At 56.3% G+C, this 17,934-nt stretch carries 15 protein-coding genes and 1 pseudogene; 7 read left to right on the top strand and 9 right to left on the bottom strand.

What is annotated here, in order from left to right; translation table 11 throughout:
* Positions 1 to 185 precede the first annotated feature (185 nt).
* The gene (locus tag GV827_RS13345; protein WP_164354294.1) at positions 186 to 1,202 is read right to left on the bottom strand and encodes a LysR substrate-binding domain-containing protein; all 1,017 of its coding nucleotides are present in this window, start codon (positions 1,200 to 1,202) and stop codon (positions 186 to 188) included.
* Here GV827_RS13345 and GV827_RS13340 point away from each other — a divergent pair.
* The 4 genes from GV827_RS13340 to GV827_RS13330 all read left to right on the top strand — a co-directional run bounded on the left by GV827_RS13340 (position 1,192) and on the right by GV827_RS13330 (position 5,862).
* Entirely contained in the window at positions 1,192 to 1,416 is a 225-nt protein-coding gene (locus tag GV827_RS13340) for a hypothetical protein (protein ID WP_164354293.1), read from the top strand. The genes GV827_RS13345 and GV827_RS13340 overlap by 11 nt on opposite strands.
* Positions 1,417 to 2,310: 894 nt before the next feature.
* Entirely contained in the window at positions 2,311 to 2,637 is a 327-nt protein-coding gene (locus tag GV827_RS24100; RefSeq protein ID WP_408056269.1) for a DUF6538 domain-containing protein, read from the top strand.
* A gap of 309 nt (positions 2,638 to 2,946) precedes the next feature.
* Positions 2,947 to 4,161 carry an MFS transporter gene (locus tag GV827_RS13335; RefSeq protein ID WP_235930357.1) on the top strand — a complete coding sequence of 405 codons (1,215 nt, stop codon included), beginning with the start codon at positions 2,947 to 2,949 and terminating at the stop codon, positions 4,159 to 4,161.
* Positions 4,162 to 4,656: 495 nt separating this feature from the next.
* Complete coding sequence (locus tag GV827_RS13330) at positions 4,657 to 5,862, top strand: MFS transporter (RefSeq protein ID WP_164354291.1); 1,206 nt, start codon at positions 4,657 to 4,659, stop codon at positions 5,860 to 5,862.
* Between the two features lie 287 nt (positions 5,863 to 6,149).
* On the opposite strand, the gene GV827_RS13325 is transcribed toward GV827_RS13330, so the two are convergent.
* Genes GV827_RS13325 through GV827_RS13315 form a run of 3 tightly spaced genes read right to left on the bottom strand, consistent with a single transcriptional unit; the run spans position 6,150 to position 9,146 of the window.
* Entirely contained in the window at positions 6,150 to 7,157 is a 1,008-nt protein-coding gene (locus tag GV827_RS13325) for an ABC transporter substrate-binding protein (RefSeq protein WP_164354290.1), read from the bottom strand.
* Positions 7,136 to 8,488, bottom strand: a complete 1,353-nt coding sequence (locus tag GV827_RS13320) for a sensor histidine kinase (protein ID WP_204325875.1) — start codon at positions 8,486 to 8,488, stop codon at positions 7,136 to 7,138. Before GV827_RS13320 ends, GV827_RS13325 begins: the two co-directional genes overlap by 22 nt.
* Positions 8,478 to 9,146 carry a response regulator transcription factor gene (locus tag GV827_RS13315; RefSeq protein WP_164354288.1) on the bottom strand — a complete coding sequence of 223 codons (669 nt, stop codon included), beginning with the start codon at positions 9,144 to 9,146 and terminating at the stop codon, positions 8,478 to 8,480. The genes GV827_RS13320 and GV827_RS13315 overlap by 11 nt, the downstream gene beginning before the upstream one ends.
* A gap of 108 nt (positions 9,147 to 9,254) precedes the next feature.
* Here GV827_RS13315 and GV827_RS13310 point away from each other — a divergent pair, with 108 nt between their 5' ends.
* The 3 genes from GV827_RS13310 to GV827_RS13300 are packed head-to-tail and all read left to right on the top strand — an operon-like array spanning position 9,255 to position 12,294.
* Positions 9,255 to 10,238, top strand: coding sequence for a Bug family tripartite tricarboxylate transporter substrate binding protein (locus GV827_RS13310; protein WP_164354287.1), 984 nt, complete (start codon positions 9,255 to 9,257; stop codon positions 10,236 to 10,238).
* A 60-nt stretch (positions 10,239 to 10,298) separates the two neighbouring features.
* A complete protein-coding gene (locus tag GV827_RS13305) occupies positions 10,299 to 10,781 on the top strand; it encodes a tripartite tricarboxylate transporter TctB family protein (protein WP_164354286.1) in 483 nt (160 codons plus the stop codon).
* A gap of 1 nt (position 10,782) precedes the next feature.
* Positions 10,783 to 12,294: a tripartite tricarboxylate transporter permease gene (locus tag GV827_RS13300; protein WP_164354285.1), complete on the top strand. Its 1,512-nt coding sequence runs from the start codon at positions 10,783 to 10,785 to the stop codon at positions 12,292 to 12,294.
* Positions 12,295 to 12,658: 364 nt separating this feature from the next.
* On the opposite strand, the pseudogene GV827_RS13295 reads toward GV827_RS13300, so the two are convergent.
* The 5 genes and pseudogenes from GV827_RS13295 to GV827_RS13275 form a co-directional block, all read right to left on the bottom strand.
* Positions 12,659 to 13,886: pseudogene (locus tag GV827_RS13295) on the bottom strand (IS3 family transposase).
* Positions 13,887 to 14,092: 206 nt separating this feature from the next.
* Positions 14,093 to 15,520, bottom strand: coding sequence for a multicopper oxidase family protein (locus GV827_RS13290; RefSeq protein WP_164354284.1), 1,428 nt, complete (start codon positions 15,518 to 15,520; stop codon positions 14,093 to 14,095).
* 197 nt (positions 15,521 to 15,717) lie between these two features.
* Entirely contained in the window at positions 15,718 to 16,521 is an 804-nt protein-coding gene (locus GV827_RS13285) for a substrate-binding domain-containing protein (protein WP_164354283.1), read from the bottom strand.
* Positions 16,518 to 17,225 carry an ATP-binding cassette domain-containing protein gene (locus GV827_RS13280; protein WP_164354282.1) on the bottom strand — a complete coding sequence of 236 codons (708 nt, stop codon included), beginning with the start codon at positions 17,223 to 17,225 and terminating at the stop codon, positions 16,518 to 16,520. The genes GV827_RS13285 and GV827_RS13280 overlap by 4 nt, the downstream gene beginning before the upstream one ends.
* Positions 17,225 to 17,929 carry an ABC transporter permease gene (locus tag GV827_RS13275; protein ID WP_164354281.1) on the bottom strand — a complete coding sequence of 235 codons (705 nt, stop codon included), beginning with the start codon at positions 17,927 to 17,929 and terminating at the stop codon, positions 17,225 to 17,227. Before GV827_RS13275 ends, GV827_RS13280 begins: the two co-directional genes overlap by 1 nt.
* Between the last annotated feature and the right edge of the window lie 5 nt (positions 17,930 to 17,934).

Here is a 17,934-nt window from a genome sequence, read left to right as displayed (position 1 = left end):
CACCATACCGGCCCGCGGCTTCTGAAAATGCCGCACAATGAGGCCTGACAGAAGACCGCACTCGATCACTCCACCAATCAGTCAAAAAACTTCTTGCTTCCAGGGCGGCAACCACAGAAGCCCAAAGTCGACATGTGCTGAACGACGAGATCAAGCCGGGTAATCTACAGGCGACTGCGCTTTGTTCATCGTGAGCCGACCGGGACGTTCTGGGCCGACCTCAGCGCTTCTTCGCGCAGCCATTGGCTGACAGCGCGCACAGCCTTCCGACGCCCGGCTCGCGTGTTGACGATTAGATAATACCCTCCAAACTCGATTTCGACATCGCTCAATTCGACCAGTGCGCCCGACACAAGCTCTGGCTCGCAAAGATTCTTATCCATTAAAACCGCTCCCAAACCTGCTACCGCAGATTGGATGGCCAGAATTGCACCAAGCGGATGAGGCAGGTTTAAGTCCGGAATATCGGTAAATCCTGACTTTTCGAACCATTCAGGCCAAAGGCGGAAAGTAGCATCAACAAGCAAAGGGCCTTTGGCCAGCGCCGAAAGGTCCAAGGCGCCATTGGACATCGGAGCGAAACCTGGTGCCCCGTACGCTCTCACAACGGATTGAAACAGAAGATGGTGATCGTCATCTGGTTTGGCCCGCAGATACCGTAGGCCCATGTCGAAGTCGTGCGCTGAAATATCCGCGACCTGCGTTGAAACGGAAAGCTTCAGGTCAATATCAGGGTGCCGCGCCTTAAGGCTTGCAAGTCGCGGGATCAGCCATTTTTGGGCGACAGTGTTTTCTGTTGTTAGGGTGACAGTGCCTTTGGGTGAAACCGAGAGCGCTTCGGTTGCATGTGCAATCCGATCCAATGCAGGCGTGATCTCGGACAGGTAAAGGCGCCCTTGCTCAGTAAGGGCTACGCCTGTGTTCCTGGAGCGAAAGAGATGAACGTTGAGACGGGCTTCCAAACCGCGCACGTGCCGAGAGATTGCGGAATGGGACACGTTCAATTCTTCGGCGGCCTTCGTAAAACTCCCTAACCGTCCCGCGGCCTCGAAGGCACGTAAAGCGTTCAGTGGCGGTAAAACACGCATGACACTTTGTGACTTTTTGGAACAATGAATGTCAAGGAATGGCGTTTGAGGCGGTTGGGTGCAGCAAGGTAAATTTGACTCAACTCGAGCCCAGGAGGCCATCATGAAAGTCATTAATCACGTAGAGTTTGAAGTCGGCAAGGCTGCGGTTATCAAAGCACACATTGATGTAGTTGCGCACACGAAACGCGGTCTTGCCAAACTTAAAGGCATATTTCGTCAAAGCGGCGAAATAGACAGGTTGCCCGCTCGACTTCTCCGGGACGCTGCAATTGACAAATTGGAAATTGAACGGCGACGGTTGGCAAATGCGCCCATGATCCGCTGAGACAAAAATATGCCACCTTTGGGATATCGGCAATGTCGGCTTCGTCCGCTCTGTCGCCATTCGAGCATCTTGCGGCGAAGGTCTGGATCCAACAAAGCGGACCCGCATGGTCGCTACTACAAACCTGGCTACGGAACCGACTACATGGTCGCGACGGCGTCGATGCGGGTATACTTAGCCGGATGCGAATGAAGAACTTTAGAAATTGACCCAAGAACTGGGCGACATCGACAAAATCAATACCATTAGGGATTGGCTGATCTCCGTCACCGGTACCGGTCCTTAAGTCAAATCGATCTGTCCTATGGCAATGCGCAACCTGAGCAATCGCCCTAGAATCCGCAAAGCGTTCGCCGAAGACAGATTCTCGTGGTTTGTTGCAGAGAGTGTTGCAAATCAGAACATGAAATCAGCCAAAGTCGTTGAACTTCAGGTGTTTGTAGATGCGAGATAAAATGATTGATTATCAATTGGTAGACCGGGACCGCGGGGTTTGGTCTTATAATGACATATATGAGAATGCAGATCACAACGTGACACTGCTAATCTGCAAGCCACAAATTCTGCAATCTCCGGCCAAGCGGTTTGAACGGTTTAAGTTAGCCTTTATCGCTGTTGACGAAAGTTAGCGCGCGCAAGTTGTCGGTCATTTCTCCTTCAAACCCGCCCCCAACAACGACGGTAGGTGACTACAGACCTCGACCTTCCTACTGTATGAAAGATCGCGCGGTGGCTTCTTCAAAACGGTTTACACTCAGCCACTAAGCTATTGATATTCGACGTGAACAAAAAGTGTACGTTTACATAATTATCTATTGTTTTCAGCTGATCTCAAGGGATTGCAAATCCGTGTACACCGGTTCGATTCCGGTACTCGCCTCCATTGACCTCTTCATGCACCTATACTCTGTGTTTCAGGGGCTTTCCCAATATGGAAGGCGCTATGGATGGCATTACGGAGGCTCTTCTGAACGACACGATGTGGCCCCATCGCGCCAGACGTGTCCCCCGAAAAAGGGTGGGAATTGGCAGGCTCAGATGACCGTACCCAAATGGGCTGGGGAGTCTTTCGGAAGGACTCAGATCAGATTATCGACAGGAACGACTGACGAACGTATCGCCGATGCGCGAATACACGACATCGAAGCTCAGATGCGTCGGAAGATCATGCGTAAGTTTGAAGCCTCCACTCTTTGGAACGCCGACAGCCCCTACCGATAGGCCGTTGAGCTTCTAGGACTGGAAAACACTCCTTACCGCTGGGAATGGGAAATGAGGTCGCAGACGTTGTCGAACTTTACCTCAGCCAACCCCCGAAGGATGACCGGGAGAAAGGAGAAAAGAGAGGCATACGAAGCCATTTACAGAGCGGCACGACGGACAGATTCGGCCAACGTCGTTCACCGACCCTGTCCGCTGTCCGGCAGTTTGACGCTGCACGGCGCATGGCGGCTTAACCGCATGTTTCGGGTCGATTGCACTCACTCCAAACCATATTGCTGTTCCTGAAGATGCAATAGGAGAACAGGTATGACCACGGTAAGACAACTGACACGCGCAGCCTATGGTATCCACGTTGCAGACCAGATCGCGCTTGTGTCGGTGCCGCTGGTTGCTGGACTGATCTTTGATGCACCAGCTGAGATTATTGGGTTGCTTGTCGCATGTCAGTCGATGGCGCACCTGCTGGGATCTATCCCGTTCGGAATATTGGTCGATACCTATCAGCAAAGAACACTGGCGATCGGTTCAACATTGCTTTCCCTTATCGGGTTCAGTGGAGCCGCTGTTGCTGTGGTCTTTGGAAGCCTTTTCGGGTTTGGGATTTCCGTGGTGCTATCAGGGTTTGGCATCGTGCTGTTTATGCTCACGACACTTTCCATAATTCCGAAAGCCGTTGCCTCAAGGGATTTGGGCACGGACAATGCAGGAATAGAGTTGCCTCGGGCACTGGCCTCGTTCGCTGTGCCACTCTCCATTGGAATTGCTGTTTCATACGTGTCCGCAGGCTGGTTGTTTCCTCTCGCCGCTGTGAGTGCTGCCGCCGCCTGCATCTTTGCCATGCAGCTCCCACGCTTCGAGATCATACCAAACACCGCATCAGAAAGTGTATTTCGCAGAATTATCGAAGGCGGGAGATACGTGGTGGATCATAACTTGCTACGGGCCATTTTGCTGTGCGCGATCTTCTGGAACTTCGCATTTTCCGCACTGTTGGTGACGGTGGTGCCACTGATCCGCGACGTTTATTTGATGGGGGCCGGGACGTTCGGGATCGCACTTGCCGCATTTGGTGCAGGGGCAATCATGGGATCGTGGATCAGTCGCACTTATGGCGTGAGCATTCCACCGAACTTCATTTTGCTGTTCGGCCCAGGAGCTTCCATACTGGCTCCAACGATCCTTTATCTGATCCCGGCACAGGGGCCTCTGCTTCTGATATGCGTCGCCTTCTTTATTATTGGCTTCGGCCCGTCTATGTGGCTGATCGCACAAAATTCTGTCCGGCAGACCGTATCACCCAGCCATATGCTTGGACGCGTCAATGCTGTCATCCAGACAGCAATCTACGGAGTGCGCCCCTTGTCGGCACTGATCGCAGGTGCCTTTGTCGGTGCCACTTCGCCCCAAGCAGGTCTGATGCTGGTTTTCGCGGCTTTCGCGCTGTCTTTCTTAGCCGCGGCATTTAGTGGTCTGCGGCACGTCAAAAGCTATGAAAGCCTCAAAACAGCAGTCGTGGCATAATTTGCGTATCATTGCATATCGCGTTTCAGTCAGACTGCTGTTCTTAAGCGGTCATTAAAAACGATTGCTCGAGGACAGCTTTGTCCGGAGGCTGTGTGAAAACTATTTGCGCGGCGGCAAAACGACAGAAACAGCAAGATTTGCAGCCTCTCTCGTTGAGCTGAGCCACAAACACCTCGCTTCGGGAAAATGAGCGGCACCAAAAGGGCGCGAATTTCGAGTTTTCACACACCCTCTCCGCGTTGCCGACACTAGCGCATCTTGCCGCGAAGGTCGGGAGTGAGCCCTTCTTTGACCGATGCTGCACTCAGACTAAACGGCCGCTTTTCGAAGCCCCAGGCATGAGTTGGAAACCCAATCCAAATTCGACAGACACACAGTTTTGTCGCTCGATCCTAGATTTTTTGAAGATTGAGATTTCGTAAGTGAACCTTGTTTTCAGGCACTAAGTGCATGATGGTTGACCATCCCTATTTTTACGTTTGGCGATAGCAGATGGACGAAAATTCAGCACTTCCCAAATCGACTATATACGCAGCCGTTCTTGCTGGGTGTATCATTGCGTTCCTCGGATTTGGTTTCTCCGCAACTTTTGGGGTCTTTCTGCGTCCTATGTCGGCTGATCTGGGTTGGGGGCGTGAGGTTTTTTCCTTGTCCGTCGCTATTCAGGCGTTGGCATGGGGGTTCACGCAGCCTTTCGCAGGCATGGCAGCGGACCGTTACGGGACTGCACGCGTTTTAGCGTTCGGCGCGATATGTGCCGCGCTTGGATTCTTCCTTAGGGGTTCGGTGATGAATCCGGAGGTCTTTGTGTTCTCTGGCGTGATTGTCGGAATTGGGACTGGCGCTTGCTCTTTCCCGGTGGTTATCGCCGCATTAAGCAAGGTTGTTACAGCCAAGCAGCGTAGTTTTGTAATGGGTCTTGGCACTGCGGCTGCGTCCTTAGGAATGTTCGCGGCGGCCCCGGCCACGTCTGCGATGATTAAATATTTTGGCTGGCAGCAGACAATCATTCTCATCAGCCTCAGCTTTGTTGCGATCCTGCCATTCCTTATTTTTGTGGCGCGTGTGTCTGTACCGACAGCAACCTCGCAGCGAGCGGGTGCCTTTAGCAAAGCAATTAAGACCGCGTTCAGCGATCGGAGTTATTTGTGCCTTTTCTTTGGTTTCTTCGTCTGCGGCTTCCACGTCGCATTCATTGGAACACATCTTCCCGCCTATATTGCTGACATTGGACTGCCGATCATTGTGGGAGGGTGGTCGTTAGCGTTGATTGGACTTTTCAATATTGCAGGCTCGTTTCTGGCCGGATGGAGTGGGCAAATTCATTCTAAAAAGAACATGCTGGCGAGTATTTACCTGTCTCGCGCCGTAGTCATCACAATTTTTATTCTTACACCCGTATCTCCCATGACGATCTACATTTTTTCAGCGGTTATGGGACTTTTGTGGCTTTCGACAGTCCCGTTTACAATGGGATTGGTCGCGCAGACCCAAGGTCTCACATACTTGTCTACGTTGGCAGGACTGGTGTTCTTAAGCCACCAAGTTGGAAGTTTTGCCGGAGCTTGGCTGGGCGGGCGAATTTTCGATATCTATCAGAGTTACACGCCGATGTGGTGGGCTGCCATTGTATTTGGGGTGCTTGCCGCGATCATCCACATGCCAATCGAAGAAAACAAGAAATCTATCCTAGCTTAATTCAACCCTGAAAAGACTGTCTGCTCTGGTTTTCGTGGAGATCGGTTTTCTGCTGGGAAATTTAGCGTCCTCATCGTCCAGAAGCAGTTCTGCAACAAAGCGGACCTTGGCGCACCCGCAGCGAAAGAGCGCTAAGTCCGCGTTGCCGACACTAGCGCATCTTGCCGCGAAGGTCGGGAGTTGAGCCCTAATCGACCGATGCTGCAAAATCGACCAATGTCCGGAAACGGGAAATCGAGAAGCTCCGTAGGACCTTGGGGTCAGGATGCAATCATTGCATCCTGACCCTAATTCTGGATCAGCGCGTTTTCCCATTCGGAAATGAACTTGTTTCGCTTCAGAGTATCAAGAAATGTTATCAGGGCCGGCTCCAGCGCGATAGAAGCGCGGTCGGCGCCGTTGTCTCTTTCCTGGAGCGGGGGCAGTGTCTGCGTTCCGTCGGCACGATTGGATTGAAATGCGATCAGAAACTGAATGAAACGCTCAGCTGCCTCTGGTTCACCAGAAGCCCCTGAGACGAATGCCGTCCGCATCATGGTCGTTGGAAAGTCGGACGGCAGGACAATTTCAAGGATACTCTGGCTTTCGACGCGGGCGTCGGCATAGCTGCCAAGCACATTGTAGGCGACCGCAATCTTCCCTTCGGTCAGGTCGTCGATCATCTCGCCCGAGCAGCAGTAGAGCCGGACGTCGAGCCCGCCCATCACTTCCATCAGCCGCCAGAAGGTTTCGGACGCCCGCGCGTCTTGTGTCGCAAAAAGATAGCCCAGCCCGGACTGGCGCACGTCATAGGTTCCGACGCGGCCTCGAAACACGTCCGGCCGCGCGCGCAGCGCCTCGATCAACTCTTGGCGAGATCGCGGAATTGGCAGCCCTTCGAAAGCGGCGCGGTTGATCACGATGGCTGCCGGTTCCGAGGTGAAGGCAAAGAGGCTTTGCCGCCATTCCGCCCAGGCCGGATGCGACACGTTTTCCAAGGCTAGGGCATATCCGTCATTTGTGAGTTTCAACTGCAAATCCATAGCGCTGGAGATCGCGATATCGAAAGCCTCAGGAGCCGCGCGAAATCGCCGGTCGATATCCGCTGTCCCGGTGACAAGGTATTCGATGGCCACATCCGGGTGCCGGGCGACGAAAGCCTCGATCAGCGGTGCGAACAGGTCCGTGTCCGTGCTTGAGATAATGCGCAGGGAAGTCGTCGCCCCTGTGTCGTTGAAGACTTGCCGATCTTCCCATTCCTGCGCCCATCCTGCATGGCACAGAAAGATCAGGCCTAAAGCGACAAGGTAACGCATGCGCCGCCCTCCGGTTGATTGGTAAGGTCAATCCTGCCACCATGAGCGATTGCGACATCCCGCGCGATGGTAAGACCCAAGCCAGAGCCGATTGTATTCGCCGCGTTTGCCCCACGTTGAAAGCGTGCGGTCAGAGTTTCGATTTCGTGAATTGGAAAGCCGGGGCCGTGGTCGCACACTGTGATCCGGGGGACGGGTTCACCTGTCACCGTGATCTCGATTGCACTTTCGGCAGGTCCGTATTTCATCGCGTTGTCGATTAGATTTCGCACAGCGTTCTGGATCAGGACAGGGTCGCACGAATATTGAACGCGCGGATCTCCAAGCAACAATAATGAAAGGTCCCTCATTTCCGCGATCGGAGTCATCCGCTGCACCAGATCACGCGCCAAATCCACTATGTCGATCTCGTCCCGCTCCAGATGGTCGGCCCGGAACGTTATCATCGCGTGATCCAGAAGTTGACCTGCCGCGCGCGAACTCTCGTCGATGGCCTTCACCATAGACCGCATCGCCTCGCGGTTTTCTTCTTTGTCGACGCGCTGCAATGTCGCTTCCGCGTAGGACCGGACGGTCGCAAGTGGCGTGCGGACGCGATGCGCGGCCTCTGCGATAAAGTCCTCTGATTGGCGCAGCGACTGGTCGAGCCGTCCCATCAGTGAGTTGAGTGATTTTACCAATGGCGCCATTTCTCGGGGGACGGGTTTGGTGAATGGGCTCAAGTCCTGTGGTCCCCGTCGCGTGACGGATGTTGTCAGCTTGCCAAGCTGGCCGATTGTGGCCGACGTCGCCCAAAAGGAAAGTCCAACGGCAAGGGCGAAGAAGCCCACGCCCAACAGGGCAGCGTTGCGTGATATCTGGTCGAGCGTTTCGGAAAGCGCGTCTTGCGTTTGAGCAAGGACAATCTGGATTTCGGTTCGCAGGTTCGCCCCGATCAAGATGCGGCTTGCGCTGATCTTTCGAACGTCCGATCCGCGTATTCGATCGAATTGAAAAGCCTGCGCGTCGGAAAATGTCAGCTCTTCATAGCCTGACAGAAGGGTACCATCCTGGAGGATTGCATAGAACACGCGGTCGTCGGCGGCGGTGCTGAGCATCGAAAAGGCCGAGTACGGCAGATCAAGTTCAACTGCACCATCGCGGATCGTGGCCGAGTCAAGCATTGATGTGGCAGAGGCAATCAGAATGCGGTCCTGCCCTTGCTGCGCAACCAGCACCGCATAGTTTCGAACAACGACGAACAGGATCAAAGCCAGGACTGCGGCCCCCCCGATCAGGGTCAGCACCAACCGATTTCTGAGCGATCCCGATACTACAACGCTATTCATCATGGTCCAAACGATAACCAAGACCGCGCAGTGTCGTGATCCTTAAGTTCGAGGGTGACAGGTGTTTGCGCAAGCGTCCAATATACACTTCAATCGCGTTCTCCGAGACATCCTCGTCGTAGGAAAACAGCCGATCGGCGAGCTTGTTCTTGGAAAAGATCTTGCCCGGTGCATTCAGGAACAATTCCAGTAGGCGCAGCTCACGGTTTCTCAGGGTAACGGTCTCGCCCGCGACGGTCAGATGGCCTGCAACCGGATCAAACAAGATGCCACCCACCTGGATCGTCGTCTTTGCATTGCCGGATTTACGGCGCAGCACGGCACGGCAGCGGGCCTCCAGTTCGGCGTGATCAAAGGGTTTGGTGACATAGTCGTCTGCGCCCAGATCAAGCGAACCGATTCGGTCCGAAACTTGGCTTCTGGCGGTCAAAATGATCACCGGAGTGTCCAAATCGCTGGCGCGATGCTGCTCCAGGAACGTGCGGCCATCGCCATCCGGCAGCATGATATCGAGTAGGATCAGATCGTACTCTCCGGTCGCGACAAAGGCCGCGGCGTCTTCCAAGTTTCCTGCATGGTCAATGACATGGCCGTCCAGTCGCATGCGCGATGCGATGGCGTTGGCAAGGTCATGATTGTCTTCGACCAAGAGGAATTTCATTGCGTCTCGGAATGTTTTTTTCTGCGTGACAGGTCTGTGTCAGGTTGGCGTGCTTTATCATCAACCAACTGATCCGCTGAGCGGACGGTTGTCAAATGGGAGGACAATATGTCGAATTTTGAACTGGGCCGCCGAGCCCTTCTTGCGGCTGTTGCCGCTTTTGGTCTTGCCGGGCCTGCAGTTTCGGGTGGTCACCAGGTGTTGGACAGCATTCACTTTCTGATCCCGGGCGGCGCTGGCGGCGGCTGGGATGGCACCGCACGCGGCACGGGTGAAGCGCTGACAGAGGCAGGCCTTGTCGGTACGGCATCCTACGAGAACATGTCGGGCGGCGGCGGCGGCAAGGCGATCGGCTACCTGATCGAAAACGCCGAAAGCAACCACGGCACGCTGATGGTCAACTCCACACCGATCATCATCCGGTCGCTGACCGGGGTGTTCCCGCAGAACTTCCGCGACCTGACGCTGGTTGCGGGCACCATCGGTGACTACGCCGCGATCGTTGTCGGCAAAGACAGCCCGATCAATTCGATGGCCGACCTGATCGCCGCCTATGACGCCGATCCGTCGGGCACCGCTGTCGGCGGCGGCTCGGTTCCGGGTGGCATGGACCACCTTGTTGCGGCCATGGTGATGGAAGCGGCCGGCAAGGATGCTCTCAACGTCAAGTACATCCCCTACGACGCAGGCGGTAAAGCCATGGCCGCACTGCTGTCGGGCGAGATCGCGGCGCTTTCGACCGGTTTCTCGGAAGCCGTCGATCTGGCCAACGCTGGTGAGGTCAAGATCATCGGCGTCACCTCTGAGGAACGCGTTGCGGCTGCCCCCGATGCGATGACCATGAAAGAACAGGGCATCGACACCACCTTCGTCAACTGGCGCGGCTTCTTCGCGGCCCCCGGCCTGCCGGAAGACAAGCTGGCGATGTACCAGGATGCCATCGCCAAGATGTACGAAACACCCGAGTGGGAAGCCGTGCGCGCCCGCAACGGTTGGGTCAACATCCACAATTCGGGTGACGATTTCCTGAACTTCCTCGAAGCGCAGGAAAAGGCCATTGGCGACCTGATGAAGAAGCTTGGCTTCCTCTGATCACTTCGGGGCCAGAGCGGCTGAGCGCTCTGGCCCAACTAATGCCGGGAGGGGAACATTATGGCCTTGGATCGTTGGATTGCACTGATCTTGTTGGGGGTTTGTCTGATCTATGGCTACACCGCCTGGTTCACGATGGACGCCGACCTTGCGCCCTTCATGAAGCGAAACCCGATCTGGCCCAGCACCTTTCCCAAGGTTCTGTCGATCCTCGGGATCATCGCCTGCCTCATCATCCTCCTCGGGCTGGAAAAGACCGAACAGAAAGAGGCTGACATCGATTATCGCCGCCTCACCGACTATCACCTTGGGCAAGCACTGCTGCTTCTGGGGCTGATGGTGGCCTATGCCCTGTGCCTGCGCCCGCTTGGGTTCCTCGGTTCGACCTCGGCCTTTCTGATCCTGGGATCGTTCATCCTGGGGGAACGCAAATGGCACATCATGTTCACTGTTGCCCTGATCGCCACGCTGTCCGTCTGGTATCTGGTCCAGGAAGTTCTGGGCATCTACATGCGCCCGCTGCCGGGCTTTATCGGAGGCTGACATGCTTGAAGGACTGTTGATCGGCCTCACCACGGCCCTGTCACTACAAAACATGCTGATGGTCATCGCGGGTTGCCTGATCGGAACGTTCATCGGCATGCTGCCCGGCCTTGGGCCGATGTCGATCATCGCCATCATGATCCCGGTCGCCATCTCGATGGGCGATCCCTCTGCCGCACTTATCCTCTTGGCCGGCGTTTATTATGGCGCGATCTTTGGAGGTTCGACCTCTTCAATACTCTTGAATGCGCCCGGCGTCGCGGGGACCGTCGCCTCGAGCTTTGACGGCTACCCGATGGCCCAACGGGGCAAGGCGGGCAAGGCACTGACCATCGCCGCTATCGCAAGCTTTGCGGGCGGTACCATCGGCGCGCTGCTGTTGATGATCTTCGCTCCCGCGCTGTCCTCCGTGGCGCTTCTGTTCCATTCGGCGGAATACTTTGCCCTGATGGTTGTTGGCCTGTCGGCGATCGCCGCCTTTGCCGGCACCGGGCAAGTCGCTAAGGCCATGATCATGACAGTGCTTGGCCTGATCATGGCGACCGTCGGCGAAGGCGCGTTGTTCAACCTGCCGCGCTTTACGATGGGTGTCATGGACCTGCAGTCAGGCTTTGGCTTCATCACGCTGGCCATGGCCATGTTTGCCCTGCCCGAGGCCTTGTTCCTTGTGCTCAAGCCGAAGAATCTGGGTGGCGATGAAGGCGAGATCAAGGATCTGCGCATCACCCGCGCCGAAGCGCGGGCCATTGCCCCGGTCATCGGCCGCCAATCCCTACAGGGCTTCTTTATCGGCGTCTTGCCGGGCGCCGGGGCCACCATCGCCAGTTTCCTGGGCTACGCGGTCGAGCGCAACATTGCGCCGAAGCACGAACAGGATGAATTCGGCAAGGGTTCGATCAAGGGTCTGGCGGCGCCGGAAACGGCCAACAACGCCGCCTGCACCGGCTCTTTCGTGCCGCTGCTGACGCTGGGTATTCCCGGCTCGGGCACCACGGCGATCCTGTTGGGGGCGCTGATTGCGCTGAACGTCACGCCCGGCCCGCGGCTGATGCTGGACGAGCCGCAGATCTTCTGGGCCGTCATCATGTCGATGTTCATCGGTAACCTCGTGCTTCTGATCCTCAATCTCCCGCTGATCCCCTATATCGCCAAGGTCCTGGCGGTGCCGCGCAACTACCTGATCCCGTTTATTCTGTTTTTCACCCTGATGGGGGCCTATATCGGGCAGAATAACGCGACTGAGTTATTGTTGCTGGTCGGCTTCGGCATCTGCGCCACTGCGTTGAAGTTCGCGGACTACCCGCTTGCGCCGCTGCTTATCGGCTTCATCCTAGGCGGCATGATGGAGGACAACTTCGCGCGCTCCATGCAGCTCTACGACGGTATCGCGTTCATCTGGGAACGTCCGATGACGCTGGCCCTTCTGGTCATCGCTGCAATTCTCGTGGTCCTGCCAAGCTTTCGTGCACGGCGCGCGAAAGCCCGGGCGGAAGGCGTCGCCGAAGGGGATTGACCTTTATCAAGATGGTCCTTGCCGGGTGTTACTTGCGACCGAATGTAGGGTTCGGCTTGCCTATTCAAACGGCTCAATCAAACGTTCCCATTACTCGATGCAAAGCCAGCTCTGTCCGCGATGCAGTCATCCAGCTGACCGGTATGCTGCGTTCGCTGGTCAATGTCAGCTTTCGGGAAGCTGCACGGCGGCGTCAATAAAGGCGATGGATGTCTCCTTTGGGCCGGTGACCGCCGAGATGAACTGTGTCGCTCCAATTGGCATAGGCGTTCTTGGTGACGGGCTTAGCTTGAAGTCCAAGTCATCCAATGCCCGCTGGGGCAGAGTGGACCTGTCGCGTTTTCGTGCCGCCCCAAGTGCGCGTTTAGGCCACTTTCCGTTCGAAAGCGACAGGACTTTTCCAGCCGAGTGCTGAATGTCGCCGTCGCGGATTGTAGAACCCGTTGATGTATTCGAAGATCGCCATCGTTGCTTGCCGCCGCGTTTCCCATGACCTGCGCCAGATCAGCTCGGCCTTGATGGTTTTGAAGAAAGTCTCGACAGCCGCGTTGTCATAGGAGTTTCCCTTGCCGCTCATCGACACGTTGAACCCATGCTGGCGCAGGATCTTCTGATAGTCATGCGAACAGTATTGCGACCCACGATCCGTGTGATGAATGCACCCCTTGGGCGGTGCCCTGAATGCGATTGCCATGTTCAGCGCCCGGATTGCTAAATCACGTTTCATGCGATTGCTTGCCGCCCAGCCGATCACGCGCCTTGAGTGCAGGTCGAGGATGACCGCCGGATACAGCGAGCACTCTCGGATCGAGAAATAGCTGATGTCCATTGCCCAGCAGTGCATTGCACAGCAATGTCACGAGAGAGGCCCGCCCATTTTTGGTTCGGTTGCTTTGCCGTGAAGTGCCGGTCCAGCAGGTTTGGCGCAATGTTGAACTTGTGATCGCTGTCCGTCGTCACCTTGTGTTTACGTGTCCGCACGGCTGAGATGCCGTTCTGACGCATCAAACGACCCACACGACGGTGCCCGACATCTAGGTCGATCTCCTTCAGCTCTTCAGTCATGCGTGGTCTGCCGTAGCTGCCCAGGCTGAGACAAGCCTGCTCTTTGATGTGCGCCAAGATGACCAGATCAGACCGCTGTCTGCGACTGACAGGGCGGCTGCGGAACGCCCGCACTCCGCGCTTGCCGACACCGACACCGACAACATGGCAAAGCCGCTTGGCTGGGCAGCGTGCTCTGTGTTCTTCGACAAACCTAAACCTCATGACCTTAGACTCGCAAAAAACTGAGTGGCGTTCAGCCGGGAAAACGCCCCACTGGGGCCTTCTCTCATCCGGCTTCAATCTAATATCTCCCTCTCCTCCTTGAGAAGACGGTTCTCGCCCCGAAGCCGCTCATTCTCTTCGGCGAGGCTCATATCCTCTTTCGACACTAAGTCTGTATCTCGATGTGCCGTGATCCATTTGTTCAGTGTTGATAGCCCGACACCCAAATCTTCAGCTACTTGCTTGCGCGTCAGACCACTGGTCAACGCAATCCGCACCGCATCTTGGCGGAGTTCGTCCGTCCGTTTCAGTCCCGTGGTCAGTCTCGTTTGGTGCAGTAAATGCGATCAAAGGAGCGGCATCAAACCGCGACACGTCCATTTGGCACGCGATGGCAACGGTGCGGGCTTTGCTGATCTATCTTAGGTCTCGCTATTGTGAGGGCGGATCATCATTGCTGATGCGTTACCTGAAACGTGCCAGTCACGCGTTCAGAAGGCCTTCGATCAAGCGTCCTCAATTGACCCGCTTATGAAACTTCAAACCAAGCCATCATTCCTGCCTTTTGATGCGCCAGCATGTGGCAATGGACCATCCAGCGTCCGGGGTTGTCGGCGACAAAGGCGATCTCGGCCTCTTCGTCCGGCCCCATCAGGATTGTGTCGCGCACGTCGCGGTGCGGGTCCTTTGACCCGTTGCGCGACAAAACAGTAAAGTGGTGTCCGTGAAGGTGGATGGCATGCGGCCAAGCGGTGCGGTTGCTCAGCTGCATACGCACGGTCCTTCCAAGCGGTGCACGGAACATCGGTTCATCCATCCCATGCGCCACGCCATTGAAAGCCCAAACCATCCCGCGAGAGGCCAGTTCGCGAAAATCCATCTGTTCCCCTTGGTACATGGCTCCGTCCATGCCCCGCATCGCGCCGCCCTCCATCAGCAGTCTCTCTTGCTGCGGATTCGACAGATCAGGGGCAGGAAGTGTGCCCCAGGACGGCAAAGGCATCACATCTGACGCTGTTGGGGTGACCGGGTCACCACGATAAGAGAAGGATGCGATGTCCACCCAATCCCCGCGTCCGGGGTCAAGCAAGAGCGCGGCTGGCCTTTCGGGATCCAACGCCGCGTCAATGACGACGTCAGCGCGTTGCGCGGGGCCCAGCGTCACGGTCTCAGCTGAACGGGGGACAACCGGATGGCCGTCCAAGGCAACAAGACGCGGTGACAGGCCCGGCAGGCCGATACGCATGATCCGCGCGGTCGCTGTGTTGATCAGGCGGAGGCGCAGTCTTTCTCCGGGGCGGATCGCATATTCAGGATATGCTTTGCCATTCACGCTGACCGTATTACCCAGGCGCCCCGCGTGTGAGGCAGCGTGCAAGTCATGCCATCTGTCCTCAACAATTGTTGCATCGCGCGTCAGCAGCCAATCGTCCAGCACAAGTGTCAATTCGCGCGTAGCGGCACCCTGCTCTCCCAGCCATGGCCTGCGGTCCTCTACGATCAAGGGGCCGGCAAGGCCGCGTGCGACCTGCTCCATGCTGTGGTTATGCGCATGATACCAGTAGGTGCCGGGATCAGGAGCCACGAAATCATAGTCGAAGGTCTGTCCGGGCGGTACCGGCGCTTGGGTCAGCGGCGCTGCGCCGTCCATCGCATTTTCAATCCTGATGCCGTGCCAGTGGACAGCCGTCGCCTGCGGCAGATCATTCACCAACCGGCGTGTCACACGCTGTCCTGCCTTGAGCCTTAATTCAGGTCCAGGGACAGCCGCCGCCCCGTCTGTGGCATAGGACCAAACAGGGGTTTCCTGATAGCCCGGTGGCGCGATCTGAGCCAAAGACGGCATCGCACGCAATAAAGGTAAGCTGTTACTCGCGCGGCTGTGGCTGGGCAGGGCGAGCGCACCGCCAAAGGCAGCAGCAGACTTGAGAAAGGCGCGACGTGATTGCTGTGCCATTTGTTCGTTTTCCCTGACAATTCTCGACGAGTGGATCTGCAACATATGCAGTCACCTCGGAAAGGATAGGGAAATGAGGCGCTGTTTCCAGTCCAATCGCTACACGATGCTTTTTGCCACACCCAAATGCGGCGCGCCAAGGATCACCCAAAAACCGTTAAATGACAATTTTCGCAGCTGGCCCGCTGCGCAACAGGCTAATTTGTGGGTTCTGCATTAAAAACAAAGAGCGCCTCACCGTTGATAGTGTATCCGTCAATCAAATCCCGCGCCGTTTCGCCGGCCAGCCATGTTTCGATCCTTTCTGCCGCACCGTTATTCACATGTGGATGCCGTTCTGGGTTCACCGGGATGAAAGCGTACTGGTTGAAAAGAACGGGATCACCTTCAAACAATAATGTCAGATTTCCCTTGTTGCCAAAGTTCAACCAACTGGCGCGATCCGTGAGGATATAGGCATCCAAGCCTGACGCAGTGTTCAGGCTGGCCCCCATGCCAGCGCCAACAGCTTTGTACCAGTCCCCAAAGCTTTCCGTGTCCAAACCCGCCCCAGTCCAGAGAGAAATCTCCTTCTTGTGCGTCCCGCTTTCATCACCCCGGCTTACGAATGCCGCTTCAGACGCAGCGATCTTGCCCAGCGCGTCCGCCGCTGTCGTGGCAGCAGCAATACCCGCCACATCGACCTCCGCTCCTACTACGACAAAATCGTTATACATAATCTCGCGCCGGTGGGTGCCGTAGCCTGCGCTGACGAAGGCTTCCTCTGCAGCTTTTGAATGGACCAATATCGCGTCCACATCACCAGATTCGCCCAGCCGTAGCGCCTGCCCCGTACCCACGACCAGCAACTGCACCTCAATACCTGTCTCTGCCGCAATCGCGGGCAGCAGCACTTCGGACAGGCCAGAATTATGAAAACTGGTAGTCACCGCCATTTTCATTGGCTCTGCTTGGACGACACTGGCCCAGAGGAACGCAATAACTGCCAAAAGGCGGATCATTCTACGATATCTCCTTGCAGGAAAGCACGGGCCTCAGATGTTTGTGGATTGTCAAAGAACAAGCTGCCCGGCAGTTGCTCATGCACCTGTCCTTTCAACAGAAATATGACATCGCTGGCAAGGCGTTTGGCCTGCCCCAGATCATGGGTGGTCATGATGATGCGCGTGCCGGTCCGATACGCCTCTTGCAAGACATTCTCGATCTCTCGCGTGGCGCGCCCATCCAGGTTTGCGCAAGGCTCATCCAGGAATAGTACCTTGGGTTTTCGGATCAGCGCGCGGCCAAGCGCCAGTTTCTGCTTTTCGCCACCTGACAGGCGGGTTGCGGGCCGATCAAGGGCGTCGGCAAGGCCGATCCGCTGAGCCCAGTGGCTGGTCTGTCGGACAATGTCAGCCTTGCTGGCGCGGATCAGTTGCAGCGGATAGGCAAGGTTTTGGCGCACGGACCTCCGCAACATGATCGGGCTTTGAAACACGTAAGCCTGAGAGGTGTGCGCCTCTTCATCTGAAACATTCCATCGCACGGTGCCTTCGGTCAGGCGTTCAACGCCATGCAGGACCTTCAGAAGTGTGGTCTTGCCTGCCCCGTTCGGCCCCAGAACGATCGTGATCCCTTCGGGCAACAGATCGCAAGTCACCGGGCCTAGGATCGTCTTGCCTTTGCGCTTTACCAAAGCACCTTGCAGGGTCGCGGTCATCGCCATCACCAGCGCCCTTCGCGTTCCGTGCGGGACAGTGCATGAATCGCGAAGTTCACCATCAGCGCCAGCGCGATCAACACAAAGCCCAGACCAAGCGCCAAGGCGAAATCGCCCTTGCCGGTTTCAAGCGCAATAGCCGTGGTCAGGACGCGGGTCGCATGTTCGATATTGCCGCCCACGATCATGATCGCCCCGACCTCCCCAATCGCGCGACCAAATCCGGCAAGTGACGCGGTCAGCAAGGCCCGCCTGCCATCAACAATCAACGTGGTGACACGCTGCCAGTTGGAAGTGTTCAGCGAGATAAGAAGATCGTGATACTCCGCCCAAAGCTCTCGCATGGCCTGATGGGTGATGGAGGCGATGAGCGGGGTGATGATGATCACCTGCGCGATGATCATTGCCGTCGGCGTAAAGAGCAGCCCCAGCACACCGAACGGACCGGAGCGTGAGAGCAGCAGGAATACGACCAGTCCCACGACCACCGGTGGCAATCCCATCAACGCGTTCAAGACCGCAATCGTCGCACGACGGTATCTGAAACGACGAATGGCCAGCCAAGAGCCAAAAGGCAGCGCAATAGCGGAGGCAATGACCAGCGCAGTCAGACTGACATAAAGCGATCTGAGCGTGATCTCCAAGAGATCCGCATCCAGCGTGACGATCAGCCAGAAAGCGGCCTCCAACCCGGCCCAGATATCATTCATTAGGT

It is taken from the genome of Sulfitobacter sediminilitoris, from assembly GCF_010667575.1.
In the GTDB taxonomy this organism is placed as follows: domain Bacteria; phylum Pseudomonadota; class Alphaproteobacteria; order Rhodobacterales; family Rhodobacteraceae; genus Sulfitobacter; species Sulfitobacter sediminilitoris.
The sequence above is the reverse complement of the archived record's forward strand: the minus strand, read 5'-3'. Positions and strand labels throughout refer to the sequence as shown.

What these genes read in the sequence shown, in the direction of transcription:
- GV827_RS13290 (WP_164354284.1), bottom strand. Translation starts at nt 15,520, where the DNA reads ATGGCACAGCAATCACGTCGCGCCTTTCTCAAGTCTGCTGCTGCCTTT.
- GV827_RS13315 (WP_164354288.1), bottom strand. Translation starts at nt 9,146, where the DNA reads ATGAAATTCCTCTTGGTCGAAGACAATCATGACCTTGCCAACGCCATC.
- GV827_RS13285 (WP_164354283.1), bottom strand. Translation starts at nt 16,521, where the DNA reads ATGATCCGCCTTTTGGCAGTTATTGCGTTCCTCTGGGCCAGTGTCGTC.
- GV827_RS13335 (WP_235930357.1), top strand. Translation starts at nt 2,947, where the DNA reads ATGACCACGGTAAGACAACTGACACGCGCAGCCTATGGTATCCACGTT.
- GV827_RS13300 (WP_164354285.1), top strand. Translation starts at nt 10,783, where the DNA reads ATGCTTGAAGGACTGTTGATCGGCCTCACCACGGCCCTGTCACTACAA.
- GV827_RS13340 (WP_164354293.1), top strand. Translation starts at nt 1,192, where the DNA reads ATGAAAGTCATTAATCACGTAGAGTTTGAAGTCGGCAAGGCTGCGGTT.
- GV827_RS13310 (WP_164354287.1), top strand. Translation starts at nt 9,255, where the DNA reads ATGTCGAATTTTGAACTGGGCCGCCGAGCCCTTCTTGCGGCTGTTGCC.
- GV827_RS13280 (WP_164354282.1), bottom strand. Translation starts at nt 17,225, where the DNA reads ATGGCGATGACCGCGACCCTGCAAGGTGCTTTGGTAAAGCGCAAAGGC.
- GV827_RS13320 (WP_204325875.1), bottom strand. Translation starts at nt 8,488, where the DNA reads ATGATGAATAGCGTTGTAGTATCGGGATCGCTCAGAAATCGGTTGGTG.
- GV827_RS13330 (WP_164354291.1), top strand. Translation starts at nt 4,657, where the DNA reads ATGGACGAAAATTCAGCACTTCCCAAATCGACTATATACGCAGCCGTT.
- GV827_RS13345 (WP_164354294.1), bottom strand. Translation starts at nt 1,202, where the DNA reads ATGACTTTCATGATGGCCTCCTGGGCTCGAGTTGAGTCAAATTTACCT.
- GV827_RS13325 (WP_164354290.1), bottom strand. Translation starts at nt 7,157, where the DNA reads ATGCGTTACCTTGTCGCTTTAGGCCTGATCTTTCTGTGCCATGCAGGA.
- GV827_RS13275 (WP_164354281.1), bottom strand. Translation starts at nt 17,929, where the DNA reads ATGAATGATATCTGGGCCGGGTTGGAGGCCGCTTTCTGGCTGATCGTC.
- GV827_RS13305 (WP_164354286.1), top strand. Translation starts at nt 10,299, where the DNA reads ATGGCCTTGGATCGTTGGATTGCACTGATCTTGTTGGGGGTTTGTCTG.
- GV827_RS24100 (WP_408056269.1), top strand. Translation starts at nt 2,311, where the DNA reads ATGCACCTATACTCTGTGTTTCAGGGGCTTTCCCAATATGGAAGGCGC.